The following is a 24,134-nucleotide window of genomic DNA, read 5'->3' on the forward strand; positions in this document are numbered from 1 at the left end:
TCTCTTTTCCTTACCAAACTGCATTGACACCATACAGTAAAAGCACTCCTCCTGCTAAGCAGAAAAAACCGTATTGTCTGACGGATAATGAACTAAAGAGGATGACACCAATTGATAAGAAGACACTGAGCACAAACGAATCGACATGATTGACCCCGTCTCCATGTCCAGATAGCGGCGTTTTGTTTGCATGCTTACATCGGATGAAGTACGTTCCTAACATCAGCAAAAAGAGTCCGGCAGCAAGACTGATGAATGGTAAGATCACGATCGGTTCCTCCAAGATATGTATTCATTTTCATTAGATAGCAAGTTAATTTTGATAAAGATATTATACTACTAATAAATACGATATTTTCCTTTATTAAGTTTCATTAGGGCTCATCACCATAAGGTGTGGTTGACACATAAAATCCATCGGATTTTAAATCGAACATAGAAAAAAAGCGAAAACCCCGGTATCGTAATTGTTGTCTAGACAAACCACGATTGGAGTTTTCGCCTTGTCCCAACAGTTTATCAAATTAATTCTTCCGCTTCCAGCCCTTTTTCAAATCCAGATGTCGTCCGATGAAGAACCGCACGTATTTCCTGTCATTCCTGATACACATGAAATCCCTTGTCCGCTATGCGAAAAAAAGACCATCCTGCATTCGAAAAAGCGTCGTCGTTTTCGACACGGTCATGCGTGGGGAGTCGGTGCCTTGTGGATCGAACTGGATGTCCCACGTCAAAGATGCCTCTCTTGTGATTTGACGTTCGTATATGACTACGGTCTCGGACTCGTCCGTACTTCTACCGAAGTGTTCCGAAAAGGCATCACAGAACGGTGCCATGGCCGGACAATTTCAGATGTTGCGCATGAATATGAACTTCCTTATACGACTGTGGAACGGTGGTTTTATCAGTACGCTTCAGTGGTGTATTTTGCAATAGGTTTGTGCAGTGAATTGCAGAAAAAAGTACAGAACTTTGCCAGTAAATATTTAATTTCTTGATAATGCATGTGTGACACGATAACTATCGCCTGTGAAGGTCAGAATGTGCGCATGATGAATCACACGATCAACGAGTGCTGACGTTAATCTAGGATCTGCGAAAACACGATTCCATTGACTGAATTCTAGATTCGATGTGATGATGATACTTTTCTTTTCGTACCAGTCTGTAATGAGATGGAACAGGAGCTCTGCTGACTCTTTGGATAATGGAAGATAGCCCATTTCATCCAAGACGATAAGATCCGCAGAATCGAGGCGTGTATGGAAGCTACTCAGCTTCCCATCACGCCATGCTTTGGTGAGTTGCTCTACGAGCTCCGAAACACGAAAGAAACGTACTTCTTTTCCTTTACGACAAGCTTCCCGTCCTAAACCAATCGCAAGATGTGTCTTACCAGTGCCGGGGGCACCTGTGAGCACTACGTTTTGCTGATGATCGATGAAAGAGAGCGACATCAATTCTTCTTTCTTGAGATGACGAGGAAAGTAGATGTTGTCATGCCAGCGATAGTCTTCAAGTGATTTATTGTTGATGAATTTTGCTTTTTTTATGAGCCTCTCTGCCTTCGCTTCTTCACGAAGTCTCATCTCCATTTCAAAAAGTGTCGTGAGAAACGTCTCGGACGATTCCATCGGAATCGATTCGTAAATTTCAGCGACGTAAGCGAGCCGAAGGGATTTGCACATCTCTTTTAGATTCACGGCTGCACCTCACTCTGCCATGGTCGATTCAAACTGTCATACTTACTCCAGTCGACATCGTAGGGATGCTCTTCGATGTCAGAATAGGCATCGCTCTGGCTCAGTAGCTCATACAATCGTTCATCGATTTCAGTGATTGAATGCAGGACTAATCTAGATCGTAGCCATCCCAGTCTTTCTCTCCGTATCATCAGATTCTGGATGTTCAGATACTCTCGAATTCGTCCAGGGAGGTACTCTGCGTGGCGTGAATGACCATAACTACGCGGCTTTTTGTACCATTCGTTGAGAATGCTTTCCCAAGGTAACGCCCGTTTCGTCATCATATAAGGTCGCTTTTCTTCGTACAGGATTTCTCCGTGACGAGAAATGATTTTCATATCGTCCCATTTTAGGATTGCTCTCACTTGTCCATGTCGAGAACCAGATGGAACGAGAATCTTCGTTTGATCGATGGTCACTTCTCCATATTTGTTTACCTTCAACAGTTCCTCCTTGAACACCGGAAAGTCTTCTTCCGGCAGTCGAAGGAGATGCTTTTTCTCTTCCACAACGAGATCCTTGATACGTACTTTCTTTTCATAATGTATACGTTCCATGTCATCCCTGAGGGATGATGCGAGGCGTCTGTTCAATGATTCGAAGTCATTCATGACGGGAGAAGGAACCAGGAAGTTGTAACGGACATATCCAACCTTGTTTTCGACGCTTCCTTTCTCATTCCCACTATACGGATTACAGCTTTGAACTTGGAAACCATAGTGCGTTACGAATTGCTGAAAAGCGTCCGTATAAATGGCATCTTCCTTTGTTGTCCGTACTTTAGCGACGGCTGCTGGGAGATTGTCGATTCGTAATTGTTGCGGCACGCCTCCGATTTCTTCGAACAGTCTCTTCAATCCGGTCAGGAAACATTCTTGGTTCTCTGCTGGTAATGCAACCGCAGCTGTTCGATTGCTATACGGCATGGATAGGATCAAGCAATGCACATCGACCGCATGACTGTCCTTCACGACTTCCATGACGCCAAAATCTACCTGTGCTTCTCCGGGCGGGTGGGCCAACCGCTCGAATCGACTATCGTTTTCTACATCGCGACCTAGGCGCCATTCTTTGATGAATTGACAGACGGTCCGGTAGGACCCTTCAAATCCATATGTACATAATGTCTCATATAGTTTTTTATTGGTTCGTCGTTGTTTCTTTTTCATCATCGCATCTTCCTGTAGCCAGTCCTCGATCATTTCGCCCCAACGGGTGCCATACATCATGCCACGCTTTGAAGAATGACTTTCTTTTGGTAGAAAAGACTCATCGGCATATTTTTTAGCAGTTCGCCAGTTCAGGTTAAGATCTTTCGCAATCTTATTGATGGAATAGGATTTATGGTTCCTTAAAAATTTGATACAATTGATTTCAGACATTGTTAGCATTCCTTTCATCTCCTTCACGTTCTTGTTTCGCAACTTAAACGTTAGGATGAATTTGTGGGTGCTGGCAAGTCTTTTTCTTTTTTCGCAAAAGGAGTGCAGAACTGTGTACGTTTCCGTCGCACAAGTCTGCACTCCTATTTTGCATTACACAAGTGGATACAGTGGGACAGGCGACACACATCCTCGTCGATGAGTTCGCCACGAGAAAAGGACACCACTATGCGACGATCGTTCTTGATGCCAAGACTGGACGTCTTCTGTCTATCGTCCCGGGCCGGGACGTATCGGCGATTACGGCTGCGCTTCAAGGTGTACTGGGAGATGTTCGTTCTGTCGTCAGTGATTTTGCACCTGCGATGGCGAAGGCAACTACTCGTGTCTTCCCGAATGCAGCGCATGTGCTGGATCGTTTTCATCTCATCCAGTTCTTTACGGATGCTCTTCGCCGCCGGCGTCGTTTTTTGAACGAGGCAAGACGCCATCATCATGTTCGTGTGATTGATCGTGCTCTCGCTTGTCGTCCGGAAGCATTGGCTCTTGAAGATCGAGAGGCCGCCCATTCTTGTATTCTAGAAGACTCGTTTACCCGGGATCTTTATCAAGGACTCCAACATATCCGATATGTGTTGAAAGCAACGTGCGACGGGCAGGCATGCCGAAGACTGAAAGACTGGCTGGAACGTTATCAGTTCCATCCGTGCGGACCTCTTGCGAAAATCGCGAAAGCGATTCGTGGCCGTGAAGAAGCGATGCGTCACACCATTGTATCGACACTATCGAATGGGAAAATGGAAGGGACGAACAATAAGATTAAGCTCATTAAACGTCGTGGTTATGGCTACCGAAACCTCGAACGATTCTTTTTGAGATTGCGCCTTGAGATTGGTCGTTAAAATAGCAACCACGTGTTATGGTGATGAGCCTTCATTAATGAAAAAAATCCCAAATTAAATGTTTAGAGATCGTAATGTAAACCTTCCAAATTACTTCTCTAAATGATCAAGATAATTCATGATTTAACCTCCATGTGTTACTCGTTTTGATACGAGTGAATAAAGCTTCTACTGAAAAATGTACACTCAAGGGATTGCTACTCTTTTGGAGTACGGATCATCTTCGAGTATGTACTCTATGTTTTTGAAATCACTCCGCATAGCATTGTCAGACAACTGTTCTAATAAATCGACATCCTTACATAACAAGATGACATTCGTACAATCGTCTATGGTCAGACAGAATGTACAATCACTATTCAAATATTCACTGTATGTATTTACTTCAACCGGCAGAGAATCATGAAATGCTTGCAAGCCACAAAAAATTATATAATATTCATCAATATTCAGTATTCTTTCTAATTCTCTTCCTTCCACAATCTCATAATCCGGAATATTAAATTCTTTTAAGTTTTCAATAGTGTGATCCTTTATATCCCTATCTTCTTTTATGTACATTTCGATCCAATCTACTCTCCAATTATACTGCGTTATATCAATTGGATTTAAGATATCATTGATATACTTACCAAAATTATTAGGTATTTTAAATTCGATACCAACTTTCACGTCATCCACCTCATCTCTAAAAATCCTAAACAGATCAGCGATTACAGAATAGATGGTCACTCCAAATTGTCATTGATTTCTTTCAGTCGTTCTTCGTATTCGTAAACAGCAGCTACATCACCACTTGAGCCATATGGGTTTATGACCGCTTTTGCCTCTTTTTCATTCACAAAAACTCTCGATCCCCATAAACCCTTCGTAATAAAGTATTCTTCCTCATTGGATTCTAAAGTATCAAAAAATAAAGGAGTTAGAAACGTACCTTCTTCTCGATGCCGTTTTCCAAGTACAATCCATTCCCCTTCTTTTATGCCATAGTAACCCGTTCGAATTACAATGCATGATTCTGGATTTTTTCGATCTAATTCATGTAGTGTGAGAACCTTCTCCGTTCTGAGATTATAATATTGGATATAGTCCATAAATTCTAGTTTTCCAGTCTCATGATTTTCATCTTTAGAGACTCTCATTTCCCCATACCCGTAACCACCGAGTCGAGGTAACGGAATGGCGTATACGACTCCTGATGATAGCTTCCACCGGGAAGGTCTTTTTTTCGTACGAATGGAGACGTTTGAAATCATTTGTTGTTCATCTTTTCGTATACTCAGGAGGCTGTTTAGTCCATGCTCAAGAAGATAACGCCATTCATCAACTGAGAATTCATAATTCACTTCTTTTTCGAATTGATAGAGTGTATTTCTAAATTGGTTCACATGCTTTTCTAGTTCTTCTTTAGGATTCGACATTATTCAATCCTCCTCACTTTATTTCGTAGCTACTACTTCAACTTATTATTAATTTCTTTCAATCGTTTTTCGTATTTGTAAACAGCAGATAAATCACCACATGTCGCAGATGGGTTTATGATTGATTGTGCCTCTTCTTCATCTACGAAAAATCTCTCCCCATATATCCCGCTAGTAATATAGTAGTATTCTTCATCGGAATCCAAGCTAGGTACACTCCCAAAAAGTAACGGCGTTTCGAAAGTCCCTTCTTCCCGATGCCGTTTTCCGAGTACTGTCCATTCCCCTTCGGTAATTCCGTAGTATCCAGTATCCATAATGATACAAGGGTCTGGATGTTTCTCATCTAGTTCTTGAAGCGAGAGCATCGTTTCCGTTCTGAGATTATAATATTGGATATAGTCCATAGATTCTAGTTTTCCAGTCTCATGGTTCTCGTCTTTAGAGACTCTCATTTCTGCATATCCGTACCCACCAAGTCGAGGTAACGGAATGGCATATACGACTCCTGATGATAGCTTCCACCGGGAAGGTCTTTTTTTCGTACGAATGGAGACATTTGAAATCATTTGTTGTTCATCTTTTCGTGTACTCAGGAAGCTATTCAGTCCATGCTCAAGAAGATAACGCCATTCATTAACTGAGAATTCATAATCCATTTCTTTTTCGAATTGATAGAGTGTATTTCTAAATTGGTTCACATGCTGTTCCAGTTGATCTTTAGATTTCAACATTTTTCAATCCTCCTCATAAATTAGACTAAAAGCCATTGCCAGCTTAAAAATTTAATAAAGTATCCATTGATTTTTATGTGCTCCTCTTGTGTTCAAAAATGGCCCATGGAAACCATAGTACGGATTCTGTCTCTTCTTCGCCTAATTCATTACAATAATCTGAATAACGATCAGCTTCTTCTATCGAATCAATCAACCCATAACGATTTGGTGAAAAATTAAAATGTTGACGAAAATCACGCTCTAATCCATTGCACAAGTAAGAATGAAACGAGCCAGAGTCAAATCCTAAAACTTCGTATCCTACTTTTTTTGCTCCATCCTTCTCAGGTGGGTGGTGCTGTAACAACATTTTTTCCACTCCATATGGTTCAGGATTTTTACTGCTAAACAATTCTATATCTTCAAGAAAATCTGATTTATAACGTTCAGGTAATCCAATGCTGATGATGCGTATATCAGGAATCTGGATCAAAAAACGATTTAAAAAATCTCCCGCAGAATGTAAATCAGAAAATACTTGAGGAAACAAAACATCACCAGTATTCCTATGTTCTTCTATCCAATGTTCGAATAACTGAAAGGTGTTAAGCGAAAGACCGAGTTGATCCATATAGCGTTCTTTTTTCACTTCAGAATTTCCCCATAAGATACTGGTATCAGGATATTGCTTACAAAGACAACCACTCACTGATAGCACGGTTTCAGGAACAATCTTTTCATCCATATAATCTTTACGGGGTGTTGGCATAACAAGAAAATATCCTGCAGATATGTAATTCAAATGTTCATCTCCTTCTCATACGGGATTGCTATAATAATCATAAAGTATTTGAACTTTTAATGAATCTTCATGCCGGAGTGCTTGAATAGAAAGGAAATCGAGATATGAATAAAGAACAGGAAGCGATTCTCGTTAAATCATTCTTCGTCAAACGGGTGCAAGAGCGTGTACTCCATGAACTGTTTTCGCCTAAAAAACGGGATCAAGCCCTCTATCGACTGGATCATCTCTATAAAAATATGCTCAAAAACGAGTACTTAATTGAAATCACCCTACCCAATTCGTGGTACGAAGACATTTACGGTCTATTAAAAAAGCATGGTGCGCCGGATACCTGTTACTGCTTGTCAGAGAATGAAGTGATCAATGGAAAAGAATTGCCTCTGAAAGAAGCGCTTGAACACGCCGTCGGATTTGGGTTTTCTTCCATCATTTCCTGCATTCCCGGTGAACTCGCTTACTTTGAAGCAGAACAGTCATTCGGAGCCCCGCCCCGTTATTTACTGAAGAAACCTGCTTATCACTAAAATACGAAGGAGGACTTGCAGATGTTTTTGATTAGAAACGATTTAATCGATATTTCAGATCAAGAGGAGACGTTAATCTATCGCGATCACCTACAAATTTTTTTATCTCAGGATGCTGAGGTCATTAAGCACCGCTGCGCTTTACTCATCCAACTGGATGAATACGAAGATAAACTATTCAAGCCCACTGAAGTCCTTGAACTTCTTGGTATTTGTGAGGTTCTTTCTCATCGACATTGTTTCCCTCATGAACCATGGAAGTTGAAGTCAGCAGACCCTCTCATTCAAGATTTGCATTATTTTTTGCAAAAATTAAAAAGTATGTGTATACAGGCTGTTTATCAAGATCGACTGATTTTATTCCTAGGATTATCCTGAGAGTGATTTTTAAGCAACTAATTAACGGATTACATTTTAGTGAATCAGTCACCCCAAAAACAAATCAACGCGTTCTGGTATACAGACTCGATGCACATTCGCTTAAGCAATTCTAAAAATTGATGTAGCTCCATTATTAACTCATTTGATTGATGGATCATCCAAGGTTCGTTTGGATAATAATGTGCCTGATTCACTAACCATGCTTCATTCGGCGTACAATACCGTTGAATAAGTAGTTCACAAATTCCAATCAGCTCGTTTACTTCTCTTGCTAAAAACAATTTATCAGAATAGGAATCCAAATGAATCAGTAAATCACAACGATCAGAAACGCTGGAGAAGTCTTGAATCAAAAAAATGTGGACGCGACTCGGGTAACGGAGAATATCTTTTTCTTCTTCCGGAAATTCTTTTAAGCTCGTACTGATACCAAACATATTTTTTCCTCCCCTTTCTTTAAGATTTGCCGATTTTGATTTTTCTTGCTCATAGTAGTCGATGCCGTCACCTTCAGGCAGAAACGCTTTCACCTTGTCCTCTGTATCGAAACAGGCTTCATTCGAAAACAGATAATAGCCCATGAAATCATGTTCGATCGTGATGAAAGACATTTCTTCCGTTGTATGAATGACAGAAACGACACGTTCTTTTTTGAAAAACCATCCTTTGACCATTCTCGACTCAAACGTCAGGAGATTCGTAAACGATAGGAAGTAAAAGTCGTTTGCGGCAGCATACCAGTACGTTTCGTCTAACAGACGTTCCAGTTCGCTTGCATCGTTCACTTGAACGCTGTAATAAGGTCTTTGCTTATCCGGTTTAATCTTCGTGTAAGACAACTTCTCCTGATGAAAGAACGCCTCTACATCCTCATCTGTAAAACCGCCACCAAACGTCACGAAGACCGGGTAACGATTCAAGCACATCAAAAAATGCTTCAATACAGCATTCGAGTCACCTTGATAGTCTCTTTTCTCATCATTCGGGATGCACCCCATCGAATAGATCGACTTGATGCGATCTGATTTATCGATGTCTAGATAGCGGTCCTTGATCACTTTTTTATGATCGGTATGTTCTTCGAGATAGATGTATAGCATAAGAATTCCTCCACGTATCCTGCTTGCTCCACATTCACTAAACGAAACTTCCCTATGCATAATGATCCAGTTATTTACGCATGTTGAATATCGTCTGTATTTCCAAAGTGCGCAATCTTTCCATTGGTACAGAAATGATCGAGCATACCAAACCGTCCATTTGCATCGCGTGTCACAATAAAGTTATATGGCATGCACAACATGAACTCTGTCATGAAGTTCTCGAGCGTTCGTCGAGAAGGCTTTGAGTAGTTCGTTGGCAGGAATCCAGAAGTGATTTCTTTTCGGTTCAGCAAATGCAACAAACGATTTTCGAAGACGGCTTGCCAATTCGTATCGGTTAATGTCATCGCATGGATCGAGTCCTCATCATTTAAAACGCCACGGCCGCAAAAGACGACCTCAACCGGGAACGTCGCATACGGTAAGACAGCATCAAAAAAGTTTTCGTACTCCGTACCCGACTCTCTTAGTTCCTCATAGAAGACACCATACATTGAGACACTATCGTTAGTAACGCGAACGATTTCCTGCCCGTGTTTCCCAATGCTGAGAATCGTCTTCGACTCGGCTGACATCCCTATCTGTTCGATTTCAAGTTGATTTAGAAATGTCTTCAGTTGCGAAGTATCTGTCATAATGACATGCGACAAGACCGTCCAATCTGATAAATCGTAGGTATTGCGGTTTTGTTTCACCGGACATTCCAACAACTTAACTTCAAAAGGATAGCTATGCTGAGTCACCTGAATTCGGACGAGCTTTTGCCAATCGTCATGCGGTAACAGCTCCCGGTAGACATCAATCCATTCACCACTCTGAAATTCCACTTTTGTCCCTCCTAACCCTTGGCTTACCTCATTCATTAGTATGTTGTAAACCCAAAGCCCCATTCACCAATCGCATCGTTCGACTACTAAGGGTATACCGTTAAACTTGTCTTTGAATCATCGTTGGGATTTTTCTATCTATTCAATCCCACCTACAGGTCACGCTTTGGTCTACTTCAAGCCGTAGATGAATCAGGGTATTTGCGTTCAGACCTGAAAGAGTCAGAGCGCGAGTTTCTCCACCCGTATAGGACAATTCGAAAACGACATCTTTCATCTCTTTTAGTAAAAAGAAAGCCCAGTGAAGGTCGTATTCACGCTCATACAAAAGATCCCACAATGCTTCAGTAAAGGCTGTTTCGTCTACCACATACAACTTCATGAATTCATTTTCGTCCAACAGTTGAAACGCGGAAAACACCTTTTCAGTTGGAATCCGCGGTTTTTGAATGATCAAGGAGTAACCTTCCGCGAGCTTCTCAAGCAGTTTCGTTTTACTGTCCGGAATATCTTCTTCCATCACGGATGAGGGCAGGTCGCTGATTTTTAACGGAAGACCAATTTCATATTCAAACGGGTCATCAAAATTCAGAAGTTCTTCATAGGAATACGTTGTTTTCATCGGCATAGTCCTCTCTGCATTAGCTCGTCTTTTAAATTCTCTTTAATATCCTGTGATCAATTTTTCGAATCTGGATACTAAAACATCTCACCCTCTACTTGAATGGTTACTTCAACAAGTTTAGGTGAGACGCTTTTAATCACTGGTATTGAATTATTCGAAGTCCTCTTCAAAATCTTCATGTTCCCCGATAACCAGCAAAATACCGGTGACCTGATCTGCATCGCGTCGTACGCGAACCTTGAAGTGGCCGTCCCCCATCAACTGGACGGCAGCACCAAACGGAAATAGAAAGATTTCCTCAGTATTTAATAAATTGATTTTTTCTACTTAGAAGTAAACATAGCTGTTTTCTTTTACGCGTCTTCCTCATCAAACGATTCATACAATTTTTTATTCCATTCGGAGCAACGGGCTATCCAGTCCGGTTCACTCGTTTTCAAGTATGTAAAAGCTTCTTCAGCCAGTTGTTCGTGCTCTTCTTCAGAAGATAGTCCTTTCATCATAAAATACATTCCATCATGATTAGCTACAACGTCTGACCCGACTATAAATCTCTCATTCCCTTTTAAAGAAAAGACTGTCACTTTACTTGGAGGAATGAGATCCCCTTCATAGTTAAGATAACCGGTTAACGGAATGACTCCCGTCTCGATGTAAAAATTTTCACTGTACTTTGTAATATAAAACGTCAAGAGTTCCTGATGGGTATCTTGTTTCCGTCTGAAATGTGGATAGCTTCCTTTAAACCCTTGTTTCCTTAATTCAGGGACAATAATTTTTTTAATCGCTTGAGTCATCATCTTTCGATTTCCTACCGGTACGATTCCCACTACTCAGTTCCCCCTTCTCCATTAGGCTAGATGAGACTTTTTGACAGAGGTATCCGACGATATGATCATGGGTCGTCCGTTCCTCCAAGTCATCGTTTTCAACCAATTCGTCAATCGCTTCCGAAATGACGTTCCACAGTTCTGTTTTTTTATATGGATCGTATGGGGTATTCATTGTTTATTCTCTCCCTGCTTTTCTAGTCGTTCCCGCCACTCCATGAAGCCTTCCGTCTCTTCTTCTAAAAAGCGCAGCCAAAGTTCATACGTCCGGGCGTGTTCCTGCCACTCTTCCATGAACTCGGCCTTTTGAACCGAATCACCGAGTTGATCCATCAACAAACGGGTTTCCTGCAGCGTCTCCGCATCGTCCTCCGTCTCACTTAAATACAAATCTTCATTGAGATGATGGAAGGCGTACCACAGCCAATTCAACAGATGACGAATCATCGTCTCGATCGCCAGTCGTTCCTGCCGACCGCCGCGGTCAATCGCCGTCTGCAGATATTCAAGACGGTTGTCTTCTTCAAAAGAGAAGATCCCAAACCACCGATACGGTCGTACGTCTTCCGGCAAATCATTCATCCATTGTTTCAGGACAGGCTTCAATAACCTCTCCTTCAGCGGATGAATCAACAAGTCCTGTACTGCTTCCTCCCGTTCACATGCGGTCAGCAGACCATCCGTAAACTGCCGTTGCCTCTTGACATCCCATGCAAGTGCTTCCGCTATAAAGGTGTTCATCTGCTGTAAAAACACGTTTCGCAATCCCTGTTGTTTTGCAAGATAAGCGAAACGTAATGATGCGAAGTCTGAACGCTCTTCCTCTTGCAGCAATTGCTTTAAAAATGTTGATGGCATGCCTGATCCTCCCGCTTCTCGTCAGCTTACGCGTTAAAACGTTTTTTGCTTTTTTTCATATACACAAACAGGAACACACCCGTTACGAGTAACAGACCGGCGTCCAAATATTTTATGTCCGGTGCCTGTCTGTAACTGATGTTAATCAGGAAGTAACTGATAAAGCACATCGCTTTGACCCAAAACGGCAGCATTTTTCCGCTCGTCGACATGATGAGGAAGGGTACTGCAAGGATGACTATCACGTACGGAGATAAAGTCCAAGGTGTTACAATCGGAATCAATCCCACTCCGAAAAGTACATACGCAAACCATGTCGCCCTCTTGTGAAACGTCAACTGTTCTTCTTGACTCGGCACCGGATCCGGTGTGATTTCCTGTTGATACCCGTCTGCCTGCTTCTCGGCAATCAGTTCCTTCACGCGACGTCGGGCTTGAAAACGAAACGTAAACCGTTCTTCCGTTTTTTCATCAATATCTTCATCAAGCATCCATGGTTCATTGACTCCAAAAAATGCCTGAACCGTCCGGCCGTCGCGATAAATGGTCCAGGAATACATCAAGCTGCCGATTTGCTTTCTAAGTATGATCATCAGGATATTTCATCTTCCCTTCATGAACTCTATTTTGCTGGATAAATCGGTTGATCCAATCTGAAATCATACACCTCGGTCCAGATGTTTAAGCGGGTGTCATTAATAATGACAACGTCCCGTCGCCATTTCACACTTACCTCCCTACACGGATATTCCCAGTAGACACGCCGCTGTTCTTTTGTTTTTTGATCTTCCATGATGCCAAGCATCGCAAATCCCGTCGTCGCCCCTCCGCTCGAACGATAAAACCGTAACGTATACCGCTCGTCCAGCCGGAAAAGTGATGCTTACTCTGTCGTCAGCCTTCGAGTTCCTCGAGAACGTTCTCCGGATTCAGCTCGAGCCCCTGTAAACTGGCATCCCAGTTTAGTCCGCAATACAAACCGTCTTGCATCATGTTCGGCAACCAGTCGTCTGTAAAGACATCGAGATCGAGGCGAATGAGATGATAATTCTCCCATCCGTTTGTCTGGCAAGCACGTGCCCCTTCTTTTGTCGAGAAGAACAATAACACATCCGAGTCACCTTGGTTCGATGGACAATACGCCCATCCCGACTGCTTCAATTTCGATAAACCGTAAACAGTTCCTGTCTCAATTACCGTCTGAAGAAAGTCTTCCGCCCGCATGGCACTCTCTTCAACTTGTTGTTCTTGTTTCATGAATGCTCTAAGGGTCGGAGCGACCGGAAATACTTCCTCTTCCTCGTGATTCCACAGAACAATCGTTTTTGTATCCGGCAATAAGTAGCCAAGTTCATCCCCGGAACCGTCCGTGGCAATTCGGAAGAAACCGTTCGGATAGTCTTCCACATCAGTCGAGTTGACACGGACAATGTCTTCCCACGTCCGCTTGATATACTGTTCGTCCTTGATCGGATGGAATTGCCACTCACCGGCTTCGAACTTGTTTTCCTTTTTAAAGCGTGCCCGCAGCTCGGACGGCAGCGAAAATCCGAGTTCTGCCTCGACTTCTTGCAACCGTTCTTCTGTAATGCCTGGTAATCCGATCTGATGTTCCATTTTCACTACTCCTTTATGTACAAATTCTTTTCTTCCATTTTCATATATTCAAGCGGACTTTCAAATTTGTATCTGTATCCGATTAATCAGCTAACAATTTACTTCAGTCCTTTTCTCTCCAAAGCTTTTGTGAATCATGGCGCTTTTCTGCATCTATCTATTTCGCACTTGTCGATACAGCAGAATGATCCGTTCCCTCGGTCCGATGACATCCACACCTTCTCCATCCGGTCCAACCGAGACGACCGCGTACGAGACATCGATTCCCGGAAAGTCTTCTGTTTCTGTTAATGCATCTGTTCCGTCCGTCATCATGGAATAGAGATAATTTTTCTGACCGTGACATCCGCATGCGTACAGAAATGGAATCATTTCTCGCAACGTTTTTTCCCGATCAACAATGAGCCGTATGTTGGTCTCACGCGAAGCTTCTTCTCCATCAATGAGCTCTGGTTCGTTATTGTTTGACGCATAATACGGTATGTCGAAGGATTCGAGAACCGCAATTGTTTCCTTCATCGAAAAATCAAATACATCAAAGACCATGCAGATCGGGAATGCATTCGTTTGCCCAAGTAACCACATCGCATCCTCACTGGCGACTGCTTCGGTTGATTGGTTGATTGCGAATCCCCACTCAAAATAAATATTGAGATGTTCATACTTTTGAAAACGCTCATCCTTCGGTATATCGACTTCTAGATGATGAAGCTGTTTGTAGTGATCGACTAACATGTTGCTTTCTCCCTCTCTTTAGCAACGTATGATTGCTTTCCGCTCTATGAATAGGATTCTCAAATCAATGGTTGACGTGTTAAGTCAAGCAGTTCATCCTTTGTCTCAAAAAGCTTTTCCTCAAACGCTTCAATACCCTGTTGCTCAAGATAGTCTGCCTCCGATTCGAAAATCGGAACAAACCAGACCGGTAAGACGTGATCCGGTTCTTCAAAACTCGCATCGACTGTATGGACGAAAAAGGTTTCATCAAAATAAAACGGTGCCGTCACATAGACTCCTGCAAATCCGTATTATCCGAACACCGTCTCAGGCATACTGTAAAATTCGCCCAATTCAAATGCCTGTCCGGTTTCCAAAGCATGCGTCGTCAGACGCCATAGCAATTCGATGACATCTTCCTCCGCTTCCGGCTGCTTGACCGACATCATCAGTTCCTGATGATAAAATCGCTCCTCTTCAAACTGAAGCGGTCGCCACAGTAATCCGAGTGTTGTCGCCGTATAGGTATTATCGATAGGTGCGTTCTCAAACTTCAGGAATTGAATGTTTTCTTCCATCATATCTTCTAGTTCTAAACTTCCTTTAATCTCACCACAGTGTTTTTCCAAATGCTCAATATAATTCATATGTCCTCCCGTTTACTTTCTTCGCCGGCCAAACAAGGCCCAAAAGAAATTCCATTTATACTTCATATTATATAATCAGATAACATTATTGGGAATTTTTATTTTAATTGTTAACCCCTATTTTTTCATTTCGATTTAGGTACATCTTCCAATTTATTGGTATAATTGCTGTAGTGTTAAATGGACGTGAAAGGAACGTGGACATGAAAAAATTGTTACTTGGTTTACTGATTGCCGCGACCGCATTAGCAGGCTGTGGTGTAGATGCATCAACACAAGTTAAAGACACTTCCTATGATGGAACGTACTTAAAAATCGCTGTGATTGGAGAACAGCCTAATCTGCAAGAGAAAAATGTAAAGTTTTCAACACTTTCATTTGAAGACCTAGAGGACACGAACCGGATTTCCTCGAAGTTTGATGCGGTGTTCATCGCAAAAAATAACCTAAAACAGGCAGATGAAGAGAAGTACGTGAAGGTGTACCGGAAACTTGATGTTCCGACCTTCTTCTTAGAGACGACAAAAGGATTTTTACCATTCGTATCTGAAGACCTGACGTATGCCACTGCGAGCGAACTGGAGCATTCCTATGCATCCGGTTATCTGCAAGAGAAAAAAGATAGCTATCGCTACTGGGAGTATGGATTAAACAATGATCAAACGAACAATAAAAATGTCAAAGACGTCTACTCACGAATCTTCGAGACAATTGCAGAAGTGAAAGAATAACAAAAGGAGTGTAACCGGGTCTGTTTCCATCGCCTGGTTGCACTCCTTTTGCCGTAGTTCACTATGACGTTCATTCAACGTCCGCGATTTTAATCGTCTCGTGTTGATACGGATGATCTGAAAAATTCGCAACAAAGTCAAAACCGTTTCCGTCATGGTTCACCCACAGAAAGAAACAATTCCGCTCGTCATCCGAAAAGTTTAACCTAAACTTTTTAAAATAAAAGTCATTTTTTGCCTCATCCATTTCAATCGTCTTCTCGCTTGAAAATAATACACTCTCGTTATTGTATGCATCTTGATAAGCTTTAGGGAAGTAATGAAGAAATGCTTCTTTTGAAGTGATGGTCAATCGATGATAAATATTCCCCCGGTCAAATCTTTTACTGCTGTCAGCGTCGTGCGCAATGTTGATCTTGCTCGAACCACTCATACTGTGAACGTACAGTGGATAATGATTCAACTCCAGTAAAAATTCTCGAATGTTCTTGCTGTAAAGAGCCATCCCGTCCTGCCACGACTCTTCCAACAGCTGATCCATATCGACATCTGCGTATTCTTCATCATCCTCATGACAGTGAAAACGAACTTTTCCTTTGTCCTCGGATATAAAGATAAAAGCAGTTCCTTCACCGACCAACATACTATCCAATTCCATTAGCCCAACTCCTTCATTCGTCATCTGCGAAGTCAATTCGTACACCGAAGATTTGCCTCGAGACATCATACTGTATGTCAACATCATACAGTCCGTCTCCAAAACCTGACGTCGAGACAGCACCAAACGAAACGATACCGGCCTGGTCGTCGGACGAAACAATTGTCTCAAATTCCATCGCTTGATTCTGACGATAAGCTGTTCGATCAAAAATTCCGGCCAGTGCCGAGTCCGTGCTGATTGGTTGATCCTGACGGCGCCATTTGCCACTCCGCTTTTTATCCCCTTCAAAAACAAGCAGTTGCTTGACCCACTCGTCTTTCGTGTAAATGGTGGCTGCAGTCCAACTGCCTGATTTCACATTCGACAAAATCAGCTGTGAATCCGTGTTTTCCTCTAGTCCGTAATAAGGATCCGTCACAATCAGCTCGTTGCTCTCGACCGTAAAACGGCCAAGTCGGTAGGCCTGATTCGTTTTTCGTTTCGGGACATGCCAATCGATGAACTGTTCCAAAGAAGACGATGGATATTTTGCGATTCCCGTCTTTTCGTTCCATCTAAAGACGAGCTCCTGCAGGAAACGTTTTCGAATCCGGTAACACAGCTTGTCACCCGTTAGATTTTCACCGATACAAATCAAGTCATCGGGCAAGCCAGCCGGACGCTTCTCATTGTGACGAACGATATCCTGTAAGACTTCTTGTCTGGTTGGTACAGGATACAGGCTCCATTCGCCAAACTGTGCACCATTCGTCTGTAAAAAAAGGTCTTTGTATTCATCTGGAAACAAAACACCTAAGGCACGTTCTGCTTTTCTCAGGTCAACAGCTGATGCCCCGGGCACCCTTGAATCGGGATGGAGACGTTTAATGAGTTTACTCACGACATCTTCGCTCCTGTCCATGTTGTTTAGACGGCGTAAGGCAACCAAATAATTAATACAAGTGACAGCACCGTTTTCGAAAATTGTTTTTTCTCCAGAAACCATGGCAGTAACACCAGCCCGACTAGCGTCATGGCAAGTAATACCAGTCCTAGATTAAAGTAATGCGCTCCCGTTGCTAACGGAATACTCATAATTCGAAAATCTGCATTCGGAAAATAACCGAGTCGGGTAAAAAGTATGTTTCCAAATACGCCGCCTACCATCAACAGGATGGAGATGTTCAACATTTTTTTCTGCAATATGAATAGCCTCTTTTTAACGCGTATGTACGATTCCTATTATATGTCATCCTAAAATTGTTCCGAACAACACCACGACCAAGGCCAGCGTCAGTGACCATACGATGGTTTTCCTATTGTCCCCTTCAATTCGTTCATACCAAAGCGGAAAGATATTCATGACTAGCAAGCCAAAGGACCGATACAGCTTTTCCTCTGTAGCATCCCACCCAAGCAACGCGGTTACACCCACTAAAACTAGCAATAAAACGTTTAGACTGATACTGATCGTCCGAATACGACTGCCCGGTTGCAACCGATTAAACAGAAAGGCCACGACCGTTCCGATACAGGTTGCTATACACAGATAATACAAAACGTGCTCCATTCTCATTCCTCCATGTCCAATTTCATCCTTCTTTTACGTGTACCAAAATCAATCGGTTTCGTCGTCTAGTAACCAGTCATCATTGATTTGCGAAATGACGGTCCCTTTCGGAAGCCGGGTCACCAGGTGTTCAATTGGTATATAGCTTTCATCGTTTGACAGCAGGTAAAAGCCGTTACCATCGTGGGCAATCTTAAAACAGGTCGTGTTCGGATGCATGGTCAGAACACAAATCGGGCGAATCAGTTTCAATCGCCACCACTTTATCTTCTCCAACTTAAATGACAGGTTATCTGAGTACGAAATGGTATAAAACAGATTTTCCGATGCCAGCCAGTAGGTTTTGTTCAGGACAAGACGCAGTTCTTCCGTATTTTGAACGGTAATCGTATAACACGGATGGTACTCCTTATAACGGACTTTCACCTCTCCACTTCGAAACTGTGTATCTAAATCCAATACGACATACGAAAGATTATTTTGCTTGAAAAACGCGTCATGTTCTTCATGTAATCCATACTCATCCACGAAACTGATATAGAGTGGAAACACCTGTTGATGAATTAAGAATTCGAGTAAAAAGTCTTTGTTTTCATCTGCCCCGTCTTTTTCAATACGGCTCACATCAATGAGATAAGCTGTCGTCAACTCTCCACCCATTTCAAACGGGTATCCTAAGTTCAACGCATCCTTTTCGATAATCTCTTTTTCCATAATCATGATTTCTGCCATTATATTCTCCTTACTGGGACACAGCTTTTTTATTTTCTAAAGTGCAAATGATGCAGAAGAAGAGATTTAAATGTCTTTTTCTTGATCATCTTAATCTAGTACCTCGTTTTCCTCTATCACTTCATCGTTGATTTGCGTAACGACCATCTGGTCCGGCAAACTGGCGATCAATCCGACAAGTGAATTGTACTGCGTATCCCGGCTGAGTAAACAAAATCCTAATCCGTCATAATCAGTGGTGATGTAGATCTTTGAAGCATCAAAATCAAATACAGCGATGGATCGTCTTCTTTTGACTCCCCGCTCCCAAAAGTCTCCCCATTCGAACGTTAAAGAATCTGAATGACTGATACAATAGAATACATTTTCAGATGCGAGCCAATACGTCTTGTTTAATACAAGCAGTAAGTCAGCAGGATTTTGAATTTTCGCCGTAAAGCAAGAATAATAGTTGTACCGTCTGTACCCGTAAGATTTCAAGTTGCCGTCACAGTCATCGATCGTGTAATCAATCTGATGCTGCTGAAAAAAGGTTGTGAAGTCTTTAGACAGGTCATACTCATCAACAAAATGCACATACAACGGGAAAACCGCTTGATGTGTTAAAAATGCCATTAAAAAGTCTCGACCTTCTTCGACATGTCCTTCTCCGCTTAAACGATGCACAACAGGTAAACCTCCGTCAAACCGATGGGGATGCACTAGATTTTCTATAAAATGTTCCGTGACAGGCTCTTCTATAATCAGGACTTCTACCATTTAATTTTCCTCTCCCTGCTATTTTTTCGAGCTATTTTTTTAAGCATAACGAAACCGATCCTGTCTTTCCATTTTTTCTAGTATCCGGTATACATTTTGATATACTGATAGAAATGATTATGGATGAAAGGAGAATTTGTATGTGGAAACCTCTGTTGTTTTTTTCTGTCTGGCTTAGCATTACTATGCCCCTTTTGCTGATTGCCATCTTTACGATTTTTCAACCGTCCCTTACTTTTGATCAGAGCGGGATCATTCTGCTCGGTATCCTTTTAATTATCACAACCGGAAATGTCTATCTCGCATCCCGGGTCTGGACACGGATTGAAAAGAAGCTGTATCGTCGTAAGCATTTTAATTAAAAAACGCAGATCCTCCTGTTCACGGAAGAACAGAGCGTCTGCGTTTTTTACACCTTTGCATCCATAAGCAAATAGATACCAAATCCTCTAAAGATAGGAGTCGAGACAAGTGGTCGATCAGGATACACAGATTAAAATACTTCTATATGGCAATCCGCTTCAGTTCGCCTGCGAAACCCTCGGCGTTTCTGATATGCGGAAAAATTCCTACGCCGACGTGTTTACCGTCACCGAAGCAGATGTCTTCGCTTATACCGAAAAACACGGTTTTCCCGATTCACCGTCCATCGACCGGCTGACGGACGGATTCCATTACTACGAGGAACAGGGTGTATGGTATATATTCTTCCGTGAACGAGGGAAAACGTTTGACCAGCAACAGTTTACAGATACGCGAACTGCAAAAGCCTACATCGTCTCGATGCTGTTGAAACTGACGATGACCGGATTGTATTAACTATTTAGAAAGAAGGGCTCACCTTGACGACACTTGCATTTCCTGTACTGACGACAACCAGGCTGACCTTACGCGAAGTTACGCCGCTTGACGCTCCAAGTCTGCTGACGTATCTCGCTGACGAACGGGTCGTTGCACAAATGGGACTCGACCCGTTCCAAACGGAAGCTGATGCGTTGGACGAAATCAACTGGTATCACTCCATCCGAACAGAACAGACCGGTCTCCGCTGGGGCATCACCGAACATGCAACTCCTGATATCATCGGCAGTTGAGGTTTCCTGAACATTTCTTCCCGGCATCAGCGGGCGGAACTCGGCTTTGAACTGAGTCCTGCTCACTGGGGCAAAGGACTGGCACAAGAAGCGGTTCGGGCCGTACTCGCACACGGGTTAAATGAATGGGACCTAAACCGGATCGAAGCGCTTGTTCTGCCGGACAATACGGCCTCTCAACGGTTGCTCGAACGGCTTGGTTTCCAGCGGGAAGGATTGTTGCGTCAGTATGAGAAGACACGCGGACAGTTCGATGATTTATATATGTACTCCTTGTTGAAGACAGAATGGCAGGACGATTGATTGATCTTTTAAATAAATCAAAAATGAGAGATTACCAACACTATTCCCTTTATTTTTAAAGTATTGGAAATAATATTTTGTTTTATAACATATAATGTTATTAGTATAATAAAAAGTGTTTACTTTGAATTTTAAATAGGGGGAAATATGTCATGAACAAATGGATCATTGCCAGTCTTGTGTCTTCATTAACTTTCGGAGTCATGCAAACATCAACTGTTGAAGCAAGTTCAAAGGAAGTCTCAAAACTAAAAAAGGAAAAGGCTACATTACAAAAACAATTGGCCGACGAAAAGAAAAAAACTAAGAAGTCGGAAACCGCGTACAAAACGTTACAAGGACAACATGAGAATCTTTCAAAATCCTATAAATCCTTAGATTCAAAGTATAAAAAGATTCAAATTGAAAATGAATCAAATAAAAAGAAAGTTAAAGAACTTTCAGTAGCTTATCGTCTTTTGACTTCATCTAAATCACTAGTATCTGATGGGGTTAAAGTCGATGGAAAGTATGACGGTAAAGAAAGTCTGTTAATGTTTGGAAAAACTGCTTATGTTCCCCTTCAGCTTTTTGCTAATATTTCGGGTTTACCATTAAAAGAAACGACTAATTCTTTCGAATTTGGTACGCCAGCATCAGGAACTCCACTTTCTGCCGTCCATATGAGTGCATCCAGCTTTAATCATGTATATCAAAATGAACCAATTACGATCATGGGAAAATTAAACAATCAAAGTATTCTATTAGAAGGCTATTGGCCAAACGAATTTGCCACTTTCAGTCTCAATAGTAACTACAAAAAACTGAAAGGTCAGCTTTCACTTTTGACAGAAGAAGCTTTATCTGATAATCCTAAATATCTTGCCTATGCACAAACTGATGACGAGACAAATATCGTTTTCTCTGACAATAACGGAAAAGAACTGGGACGTTATAACCTCGTATTTGGTGCAGATCCTATCGACTTTGAAATTGACGTTACAAACGTCAAAGGACTTCGTGTGACTGCTGAAGGAAAATCGACGGTATCAACAATCATTTCACCAATCCTTACAAAATAATCATGTATGATCGAACGAAGAGGCGCTCTGCTTCTTCGTTATTTTTATGTTAGATAAAGAAATAGCTATTTAAGATTTATAACATAAAGGCAGCTCGATGATCTCTAAAGGAGACTTCAACGAGCTGCCTTACTTGTGAATCAATTTTTTGGCCATTGTTATTTAAATCCGCTTCTTGTTTCGTTCATACCCCATGATCCAGAAGTGCAAGATCATGCCGATGATTCCCCAGCTGAGCATGACGAGTCCGACAAGCGTCCAAGCGCTTTTAAAAAGTGTTCCCATCTCCGTGTTCGATAAAAAAAGTCATAAATGCAATTCCACCCACCAGCAACATCAGTAAAGCAGGAAAGTTCTTAACCATTGTCTTCGCTCCTCTAAAAATTGAGTTCACTCTAAAGGTTTGTCAGCTTCGAGTGCTGTCCGTTTTTGAGCTTCCTGTTTTGCATCTTCATTCCACCAGCCGTTAATGAAAAACGCACAGCCGACAAGCAAAGCACCAATCGGGAAATACTTCAGGTAATAGTCATCAAGCGATTCACCGGCAAAGTTCGGTGAAAGCTCAATGTAGGCACTGAACAGTTGAACGATAAAGAACAAGAAAAAGCTGACAATCAATGCCCACGTGCCATAACGATAATTTGGATTCTTCAACATGTATGTTCGTCCTGGATTGAATTATTTTAATCTGATTTCTATATCGCCACCGCTACTTTCACCTTTATCGTCACGGACGATGTAGTCAATGTCATACACACCCGCTGGAATGACACCGGCTTTGACTGTTTTCTTCAGCATCACCGTTTTATTCGGTTGCACTTCTTTCGACAACCGTTTCGGCTCCACCTCTTCGTACGAGTCATAGACGACTTTTTGCGAATCGTGCTTTCGGACCTTGACGTTGAGCAGATGACCGGCCCGGGAGGCGACTTTTACCGGATAATCGCCGGTATTGGTCATTTTGTATTCAAACACAAACCCGTCTTTGACACTTCCTGTGTACCCCGTTTCAACCGACTGACTGCTCGGTTTCATATCAAGAGACATGCATCCGGCTAAACTGAATAACAACGGAATAATCAGTAGTTTGTTCATTTCCATTTCTCCTTTTCGCATGCATTTCAAAAGAGTCGAAGAAATGAAGATGCTCCTTGAACGTAATGCTTTGCTTACTTCCAACCCGGTAACGGACGCGGCAACTGGTCCGCAAAGGCGCGGTAGCCGTCATAACTGAGCCCTTGTTTTTGCGGGCTTTCATTTATAATTAATGAGTCGCCTGTTTCTTCTTCGTTTTCCCAAAATCGAGATTCTGTCTGAAAGACATTAATTAATGAATAATGAAATTGTCGACCAGACAACCGGTTACGGACATCCTCAATTAGCTTGTTAAAACGGGATCCGCCTTCATGACGCGACATCAACCGTTCTTTCCCAGACTTCCCTTCGTAGATCGAAACGGTATATTCGTAATCTGAATCAGTTTTTGAGATCGGATATTCGATTTCGACCCGAACGGAATCGACGAATTTGATCGGTAGCGGTGGCTTGACGTCTTCTTTCGGAGGGTCTTCGTCGACGAAATAATTGTCCTTTTCAATGCTGAAGTCTTTAAATTCCCAAAACACGTCCCCTTGGGCGATGATTGAATACTCAAGGAACGTGCCGAAGTTTTGGTAGATTGGATCGGCGTCCTCAGTTGTTCCCTCATGATACTTCCAGTACATATAAGGTGTGTCTTCTGTTTTAGCATGTTCCGTATGAATTAAGAGATATCCTTCATTGACTTCACCAATCACCCAAAAGTAATCAAAATCTTCATCAATAAGACCATCTTCTTTTGCTTCTATTGTCGATTCGATTACTTTATCAAGAGAATACAACACTAGCCCAAGACCGTCGTCAAGAATAAACAGATCCGCTCCGTCATGCAGTTCAAGAAACGTTTGGTATTCACTCGGCAATTTTTGATTAAATTCAGCTTCAAATGCTGCAAGTGATGCTGCTGTCACCGGTGCCGGAAAATTAAATTTCGCCTGACCGATTTCATTGTACTTCCGTTGAATGAAGGTTGATCCATGATTGATTTTTTGCTGAAGTCCATCAAGTACTGCTGCGATTTGATTCATTGGATCCACCCTCTTACT

37 protein-coding genes and 2 pseudogenes are annotated in these 24,134 nt (G+C 42.1%); 10 read left to right on the forward strand and 29 right to left on the reverse strand.

Features of this window, described 5'->3' with window-relative positions; genetic code table 11:
- Positions 1 to 10: 10 nt before the first annotated feature.
- Positions 11 to 268, reverse strand: a complete 258-nt coding sequence (locus P404_RS0100405; protein ID WP_026829674.1) for a hypothetical protein — start codon at positions 266 to 268, stop codon at positions 11 to 13.
- 235 nt (positions 269 to 503) lie between these two features.
- Between P404_RS0100405 and P404_RS0100410 the strand changes: the two genes are divergently transcribed.
- Positions 504 to 998, forward strand: coding sequence for a transposase family protein (locus P404_RS0100410; protein WP_026829675.1), 495 nt, complete (start codon positions 504 to 506; stop codon positions 996 to 998).
- Here the strand turns inward: P404_RS0100410 and istB are convergent.
- Positions 987 to 1,688 carry an IS21-like element helper ATPase IstB gene (istB, locus tag P404_RS0100415; RefSeq protein ID WP_034773873.1) on the reverse strand — a complete coding sequence of 234 codons (702 nt, stop codon included), beginning with the start codon at positions 1,686 to 1,688 and terminating at the stop codon, positions 987 to 989. The two genes, P404_RS0100410 and istB, sit on opposite strands and share 12 nt — an antisense overlap.
- Before the next feature lie 11 nt (positions 1,689 to 1,699).
- On the reverse strand, positions 1,700 to 3,136 hold the full coding sequence (gene istA, locus P404_RS0100420; protein WP_026829677.1) for an IS21 family transposase: 1,437 nt from the start codon (positions 3,134 to 3,136) through the stop codon (positions 1,700 to 1,702).
- A gap of 152 nt (positions 3,137 to 3,288) precedes the next feature.
- On the opposite strand from istA, the gene P404_RS17085 reads away from it, so the two are divergent.
- Complete coding sequence (locus P404_RS17085; protein WP_236624174.1) at positions 3,289 to 4,029, forward strand: transposase; 741 nt, start codon at positions 3,289 to 3,291, stop codon at positions 4,027 to 4,029.
- A gap of 186 nt (positions 4,030 to 4,215) precedes the next feature.
- On the opposite strand, the gene P404_RS17090 is transcribed toward P404_RS17085, so the two are convergent.
- The 4 genes from P404_RS17090 to P404_RS0100445 all read right to left on the reverse strand — a co-directional run bounded on the left by P404_RS17090 (position 4,216) and on the right by P404_RS0100445 (position 6,968).
- Complete coding sequence (locus tag P404_RS17090) at positions 4,216 to 4,701, reverse strand: DUF2691 family protein (RefSeq protein WP_051590434.1); 486 nt, start codon at positions 4,699 to 4,701, stop codon at positions 4,216 to 4,218.
- Between the two features lie 56 nt (positions 4,702 to 4,757).
- Positions 4,758 to 5,450 carry a hypothetical protein gene (locus P404_RS0100435; RefSeq protein ID WP_026829678.1) on the reverse strand — a complete coding sequence of 231 codons (693 nt, stop codon included), beginning with the start codon at positions 5,448 to 5,450 and terminating at the stop codon, positions 4,758 to 4,760.
- Positions 5,451 to 5,482: 32 nt separating this feature from the next.
- Complete coding sequence (locus P404_RS0100440; protein WP_026829679.1) at positions 5,483 to 6,184, reverse strand: hypothetical protein; 702 nt, start codon at positions 6,182 to 6,184, stop codon at positions 5,483 to 5,485.
- Between the two features lie 73 nt (positions 6,185 to 6,257).
- On the reverse strand, positions 6,258 to 6,968 hold the full coding sequence (locus tag P404_RS0100445; protein WP_236624176.1) for a hypothetical protein: 711 nt from the start codon (positions 6,966 to 6,968) through the stop codon (positions 6,258 to 6,260).
- A 104-nt stretch (positions 6,969 to 7,072) separates the two neighbouring features.
- Here P404_RS0100445 and P404_RS0100450 point away from each other — a divergent pair, with 104 nt between their 5' ends.
- Both P404_RS0100450 and P404_RS0100455 read left to right on the forward strand, forming a co-directional pair.
- On the forward strand, positions 7,073 to 7,495 hold the full coding sequence (locus tag P404_RS0100450) for a hypothetical protein (protein ID WP_026829681.1): 423 nt from the start codon (positions 7,073 to 7,075) through the stop codon (positions 7,493 to 7,495).
- 21 nt (positions 7,496 to 7,516) lie between these two features.
- The gene (locus P404_RS0100455) at positions 7,517 to 7,873 is read left to right on the forward strand and encodes a hypothetical protein (protein WP_026829682.1); all 357 of its coding nucleotides are present in this window, start codon (positions 7,517 to 7,519) and stop codon (positions 7,871 to 7,873) included.
- A gap of 44 nt (positions 7,874 to 7,917) precedes the next feature.
- Here the strand turns inward: P404_RS0100455 and P404_RS17950 are convergent, their stop codons facing one another.
- The 3 genes from P404_RS17950 to P404_RS0100470 all read right to left on the reverse strand — a co-directional run bounded on the left by P404_RS17950 (position 7,918) and on the right by P404_RS0100470 (position 10,428).
- Complete coding sequence (locus tag P404_RS17950; RefSeq protein ID WP_051590435.1) at positions 7,918 to 8,976, reverse strand: hypothetical protein; 1,059 nt, start codon at positions 8,974 to 8,976, stop codon at positions 7,918 to 7,920.
- Between the two features lie 74 nt (positions 8,977 to 9,050).
- Positions 9,051 to 9,806, reverse strand: a complete 756-nt coding sequence (locus P404_RS0100465; protein WP_026829684.1) for a hypothetical protein — start codon at positions 9,804 to 9,806, stop codon at positions 9,051 to 9,053.
- A gap of 142 nt (positions 9,807 to 9,948) precedes the next feature.
- Complete coding sequence (locus tag P404_RS0100470) at positions 9,949 to 10,428, reverse strand: hypothetical protein (protein WP_026829685.1); 480 nt, start codon at positions 10,426 to 10,428, stop codon at positions 9,949 to 9,951.
- Between the two features lie 102 nt (positions 10,429 to 10,530).
- Between P404_RS0100470 and P404_RS18700 the strand changes: the two genes are divergently transcribed.
- Positions 10,531 to 10,719: a hypothetical protein gene (locus tag P404_RS18700; RefSeq protein WP_209548445.1), complete on the forward strand. Its 189-nt coding sequence runs from the start codon at positions 10,531 to 10,533 to the stop codon at positions 10,717 to 10,719.
- A gap of 65 nt (positions 10,720 to 10,784) precedes the next feature.
- Here the strand turns inward: P404_RS18700 and P404_RS0100475 are convergent, their stop codons facing one another.
- From P404_RS0100475 to P404_RS0100515, 9 genes and pseudogenes are all read right to left on the reverse strand, one after another.
- Positions 10,785 to 11,231, reverse strand: coding sequence for a DUF4304 domain-containing protein (locus tag P404_RS0100475; protein ID WP_026829686.1), 447 nt, complete (start codon positions 11,229 to 11,231; stop codon positions 10,785 to 10,787).
- Positions 11,212 to 11,436 (reverse strand): hypothetical protein, encoded by a 225-nt coding sequence (locus P404_RS17095; RefSeq protein ID WP_034773858.1) that lies wholly within the window; start codon positions 11,434 to 11,436, stop codon positions 11,212 to 11,214. The genes P404_RS0100475 and P404_RS17095 overlap by 20 nt, the downstream gene beginning before the upstream one ends.
- Positions 11,433 to 12,119, reverse strand: a complete 687-nt coding sequence (locus P404_RS0100485; protein WP_026829687.1) for a hypothetical protein — start codon at positions 12,117 to 12,119, stop codon at positions 11,433 to 11,435. Before P404_RS0100485 ends, P404_RS17095 begins: the two co-directional genes overlap by 4 nt.
- A gap of 26 nt (positions 12,120 to 12,145) precedes the next feature.
- Positions 12,146 to 12,712, reverse strand: coding sequence for a hypothetical protein (locus P404_RS0100490; RefSeq protein WP_026829688.1), 567 nt, complete (start codon positions 12,710 to 12,712; stop codon positions 12,146 to 12,148).
- A gap of 29 nt (positions 12,713 to 12,741) precedes the next feature.
- On the reverse strand, positions 12,742 to 12,924 hold the full coding sequence (locus P404_RS17100; protein ID WP_236624178.1) for a DUF5412 family protein: 183 nt from the start codon (positions 12,922 to 12,924) through the stop codon (positions 12,742 to 12,744).
- A gap of 89 nt (positions 12,925 to 13,013) precedes the next feature.
- Complete coding sequence (locus P404_RS17955; RefSeq protein WP_051590436.1) at positions 13,014 to 13,736, reverse strand: DUF2750 domain-containing protein; 723 nt, start codon at positions 13,734 to 13,736, stop codon at positions 13,014 to 13,016.
- Between the two features lie 153 nt (positions 13,737 to 13,889).
- Positions 13,890 to 14,471 carry a hypothetical protein gene (locus P404_RS0100505; protein WP_026829689.1) on the reverse strand — a complete coding sequence of 194 codons (582 nt, stop codon included), beginning with the start codon at positions 14,469 to 14,471 and terminating at the stop codon, positions 13,890 to 13,892.
- 59 nt (positions 14,472 to 14,530) lie between these two features.
- Positions 14,531 to 14,746, reverse strand: a pseudogene (locus P404_RS0100510) (suppressor of fused domain protein); the annotation flags it as partial.
- Positions 14,747 to 14,764: 18 nt separating this feature from the next.
- Complete coding sequence (locus P404_RS0100515; protein WP_026829691.1) at positions 14,765 to 15,100, reverse strand: suppressor of fused domain protein; 336 nt, start codon at positions 15,098 to 15,100, stop codon at positions 14,765 to 14,767.
- A gap of 203 nt (positions 15,101 to 15,303) precedes the next feature.
- Between P404_RS0100515 and P404_RS0100520 the strand changes: the two genes are divergently transcribed.
- The gene (locus P404_RS0100520) at positions 15,304 to 15,831 is read left to right on the forward strand and encodes a hypothetical protein (RefSeq protein ID WP_026829692.1); all 528 of its coding nucleotides are present in this window, start codon (positions 15,304 to 15,306) and stop codon (positions 15,829 to 15,831) included.
- A 70-nt stretch (positions 15,832 to 15,901) separates the two neighbouring features.
- Here the strand turns inward: P404_RS0100520 and P404_RS0100525 are convergent, their stop codons facing one another.
- The 6 genes from P404_RS0100525 to P404_RS0100550 all read right to left on the reverse strand — a co-directional run bounded on the left by P404_RS0100525 (position 15,902) and on the right by P404_RS0100550 (position 19,439).
- Positions 15,902 to 16,489: a hypothetical protein gene (locus P404_RS0100525; protein WP_026829693.1), complete on the reverse strand. Its 588-nt coding sequence runs from the start codon at positions 16,487 to 16,489 to the stop codon at positions 15,902 to 15,904.
- Between the two features lie 13 nt (positions 16,490 to 16,502).
- A complete protein-coding gene (locus P404_RS0100530) occupies positions 16,503 to 17,372 on the reverse strand; it encodes an SMI1/KNR4 family protein (protein WP_026829694.1) in 870 nt (289 codons plus the stop codon).
- A 26-nt stretch (positions 17,373 to 17,398) separates the two neighbouring features.
- Positions 17,399 to 17,566, reverse strand: a complete 168-nt coding sequence (locus P404_RS18705; protein ID WP_236624180.1) for a hypothetical protein — start codon at positions 17,564 to 17,566, stop codon at positions 17,399 to 17,401.
- A 154-nt stretch (positions 17,567 to 17,720) separates the two neighbouring features.
- Entirely contained in the window at positions 17,721 to 18,041 is a 321-nt protein-coding gene (locus tag P404_RS0100540; RefSeq protein ID WP_026829696.1) for a hypothetical protein, read from the reverse strand.
- A 48-nt stretch (positions 18,042 to 18,089) separates the two neighbouring features.
- Positions 18,090 to 18,773: a hypothetical protein gene (locus tag P404_RS0100545; protein ID WP_026829697.1), complete on the reverse strand. Its 684-nt coding sequence runs from the start codon at positions 18,771 to 18,773 to the stop codon at positions 18,090 to 18,092.
- A 90-nt stretch (positions 18,774 to 18,863) separates the two neighbouring features.
- Positions 18,864 to 19,439: a hypothetical protein gene (locus P404_RS0100550; protein ID WP_051590437.1), complete on the reverse strand. Its 576-nt coding sequence runs from the start codon at positions 19,437 to 19,439 to the stop codon at positions 18,864 to 18,866.
- 233 nt (positions 19,440 to 19,672) lie between these two features.
- Here P404_RS0100550 and P404_RS0100555 point away from each other — a divergent pair, with 233 nt between their 5' ends.
- The 4 genes and pseudogenes from P404_RS0100555 (at position 19,673) to P404_RS0100570 (ending at position 21,990) form a co-directional block, all read left to right on the forward strand.
- Positions 19,673 to 19,894: a hypothetical protein gene (locus P404_RS0100555; protein ID WP_026829699.1), complete on the forward strand. Its 222-nt coding sequence runs from the start codon at positions 19,673 to 19,675 to the stop codon at positions 19,892 to 19,894.
- Between the two features lie 109 nt (positions 19,895 to 20,003).
- Positions 20,004 to 20,351: a hypothetical protein gene (locus tag P404_RS0100560; protein WP_026829700.1), complete on the forward strand. Its 348-nt coding sequence runs from the start codon at positions 20,004 to 20,006 to the stop codon at positions 20,349 to 20,351.
- Positions 20,352 to 20,374: 23 nt separating this feature from the next.
- Positions 20,375 to 20,929, forward strand: a pseudogene (locus tag P404_RS17110) (GNAT family N-acetyltransferase).
- A 152-nt stretch (positions 20,930 to 21,081) separates the two neighbouring features.
- Positions 21,082 to 21,990 (forward strand): hypothetical protein, encoded by a 909-nt coding sequence (locus P404_RS0100570; RefSeq protein WP_026829701.1) that lies wholly within the window; start codon positions 21,082 to 21,084, stop codon positions 21,988 to 21,990.
- Positions 21,991 to 22,152: 162 nt separating this feature from the next.
- Here the strand turns inward: P404_RS0100570 and P404_RS18965 are convergent, their stop codons facing one another.
- The 4 genes from P404_RS18965 to P404_RS0100595 form a co-directional block, all read right to left on the reverse strand.
- Entirely contained in the window at positions 22,153 to 22,275 is a 123-nt protein-coding gene (locus P404_RS18965; RefSeq protein ID WP_256439793.1) for a hypothetical protein, read from the reverse strand.
- Between the two features lie 105 nt (positions 22,276 to 22,380).
- Positions 22,381 to 22,647: a hypothetical protein gene (locus P404_RS0100585; RefSeq protein WP_014970096.1), complete on the reverse strand. Its 267-nt coding sequence runs from the start codon at positions 22,645 to 22,647 to the stop codon at positions 22,381 to 22,383.
- A 21-nt stretch (positions 22,648 to 22,668) separates the two neighbouring features.
- Complete coding sequence (locus tag P404_RS0100590) at positions 22,669 to 23,085, reverse strand: hypothetical protein (protein WP_026829702.1); 417 nt, start codon at positions 23,083 to 23,085, stop codon at positions 22,669 to 22,671.
- A 74-nt stretch (positions 23,086 to 23,159) separates the two neighbouring features.
- On the reverse strand, positions 23,160 to 24,116 hold the full coding sequence (locus P404_RS0100595) for an SMI1/KNR4 family protein (RefSeq protein ID WP_026829703.1): 957 nt from the start codon (positions 24,114 to 24,116) through the stop codon (positions 23,160 to 23,162).
- Positions 24,117 to 24,134: the final 18 nt, after the last annotated feature.

The organism is Exiguobacterium antarcticum DSM 14480 (genome assembly GCF_000685865.1).
GTDB classification, from domain to species: Bacteria; Bacillota; Bacilli; order Exiguobacteriales; family Exiguobacteriaceae; genus Exiguobacterium_A; species Exiguobacterium_A antarcticum.

What these genes read in the sequence shown, in the direction of transcription:
- P404_RS0100555 (WP_026829699.1), top strand. Translation starts at nt 19,673, where the DNA reads ATGTGGAAACCTCTGTTGTTTTTTTCTGTCTGGCTTAGCATTACTATG.
- P404_RS0100540 (WP_026829696.1), bottom strand. Translation starts at nt 18,041, where the DNA reads ATGGAGCACGTTTTGTATTATCTGTGTATAGCAACCTGTATCGGAACG.
- P404_RS17955 (WP_051590436.1), bottom strand. Translation starts at nt 13,736, where the DNA reads ATGGAACATCAGATCGGATTACCAGGCATTACAGAAGAACGGTTGCAA.
- P404_RS0100450 (WP_026829681.1), top strand. Translation starts at nt 7,073, where the DNA reads ATGAATAAAGAACAGGAAGCGATTCTCGTTAAATCATTCTTCGTCAAA.
- P404_RS17100 (WP_236624178.1), bottom strand. Translation starts at nt 12,924, where the DNA reads ATGCTTGGCATCATGGAAGATCAAAAAACAAAAGAACAGCGGCGTGTC.
- P404_RS0100520 (WP_026829692.1), top strand. Translation starts at nt 15,304, where the DNA reads ATGAAAAAATTGTTACTTGGTTTACTGATTGCCGCGACCGCATTAGCA.
- P404_RS0100435 (WP_026829678.1), bottom strand. Translation starts at nt 5,450, where the DNA reads ATGTCGAATCCTAAAGAAGAACTAGAAAAGCATGTGAACCAATTTAGA.
- P404_RS0100505 (WP_026829689.1), bottom strand. Translation starts at nt 14,471, where the DNA reads ATGTTAGTCGATCACTACAAACAGCTTCATCATCTAGAAGTCGATATA.
- istA (WP_026829677.1), bottom strand. Translation starts at nt 3,136, where the DNA reads ATGCTAACAATGTCTGAAATCAATTGTATCAAATTTTTAAGGAACCAT.
- P404_RS0100475 (WP_026829686.1), bottom strand. Translation starts at nt 11,231, where the DNA reads ATGATGACTCAAGCGATTAAAAAAATTATTGTCCCTGAATTAAGGAAA.
- P404_RS0100570 (WP_026829701.1), top strand. Translation starts at nt 21,082, where the DNA reads ATGAACAAATGGATCATTGCCAGTCTTGTGTCTTCATTAACTTTCGGA.
- P404_RS0100490 (WP_026829688.1), bottom strand. Translation starts at nt 12,712, where the DNA reads ATGATCATACTTAGAAAGCAAATCGGCAGCTTGATGTATTCCTGGACC.
- P404_RS17950 (WP_051590435.1), bottom strand. Translation starts at nt 8,976, where the DNA reads ATGCTATACATCTATCTCGAAGAACATACCGATCATAAAAAAGTGATC.
- P404_RS18700 (WP_209548445.1), top strand. Translation starts at nt 10,531, where the DNA reads ATGGTTACTTCAACAAGTTTAGGTGAGACGCTTTTAATCACTGGTATT.
- P404_RS0100585 (WP_014970096.1), bottom strand. Translation starts at nt 22,647, where the DNA reads ATGTTGAAGAATCCAAATTATCGTTATGGCACGTGGGCATTGATTGTC.
- P404_RS0100590 (WP_026829702.1), bottom strand. Translation starts at nt 23,085, where the DNA reads ATGAACAAACTACTGATTATTCCGTTGTTATTCAGTTTAGCCGGATGC.
- P404_RS18965 (WP_256439793.1), bottom strand. Translation starts at nt 22,275, where the DNA reads ATGGGAACACTTTTTAAAAGCGCTTGGACGCTTGTCGGACTCGTCATG.
- istB (WP_034773873.1), bottom strand. Translation starts at nt 1,688, where the DNA reads ATGTGCAAATCCCTTCGGCTCGCTTACGTCGCTGAAATTTACGAATCG.
- P404_RS0100455 (WP_026829682.1), top strand. Translation starts at nt 7,517, where the DNA reads ATGTTTTTGATTAGAAACGATTTAATCGATATTTCAGATCAAGAGGAG.
- P404_RS0100470 (WP_026829685.1), bottom strand. Translation starts at nt 10,428, where the DNA reads ATGAAAACAACGTATTCCTATGAAGAACTTCTGAATTTTGATGACCCG.
- P404_RS0100525 (WP_026829693.1), bottom strand. Translation starts at nt 16,489, where the DNA reads ATGGAATTGGATAGTATGTTGGTCGGTGAAGGAACTGCTTTTATCTTT.
- P404_RS0100485 (WP_026829687.1), bottom strand. Translation starts at nt 12,119, where the DNA reads ATGCCATCAACATTTTTAAAGCAATTGCTGCAAGAGGAAGAGCGTTCA.
- P404_RS18705 (WP_236624180.1), bottom strand. Translation starts at nt 17,566, where the DNA reads ATGAGTATTCCGTTAGCAACGGGAGCGCATTACTTTAATCTAGGACTG.
- P404_RS17095 (WP_034773858.1), bottom strand. Translation starts at nt 11,436, where the DNA reads ATGAATACCCCATACGATCCATATAAAAAAACAGAACTGTGGAACGTC.
- P404_RS0100595 (WP_026829703.1), bottom strand. Translation starts at nt 24,116, where the DNA reads ATGAATCAAATCGCAGCAGTACTTGATGGACTTCAGCAAAAAATCAAT.
- P404_RS0100440 (WP_026829679.1), bottom strand. Translation starts at nt 6,184, where the DNA reads ATGTTGAAATCTAAAGATCAACTGGAACAGCATGTGAACCAATTTAGA.
- P404_RS0100515 (WP_026829691.1), bottom strand. Translation starts at nt 15,100, where the DNA reads ATGAATTATATTGAGCATTTGGAAAAACACTGTGGTGAGATTAAAGGA.
- P404_RS0100545 (WP_026829697.1), bottom strand. Translation starts at nt 18,773, where the DNA reads ATGGCAGAAATCATGATTATGGAAAAAGAGATTATCGAAAAGGATGCG.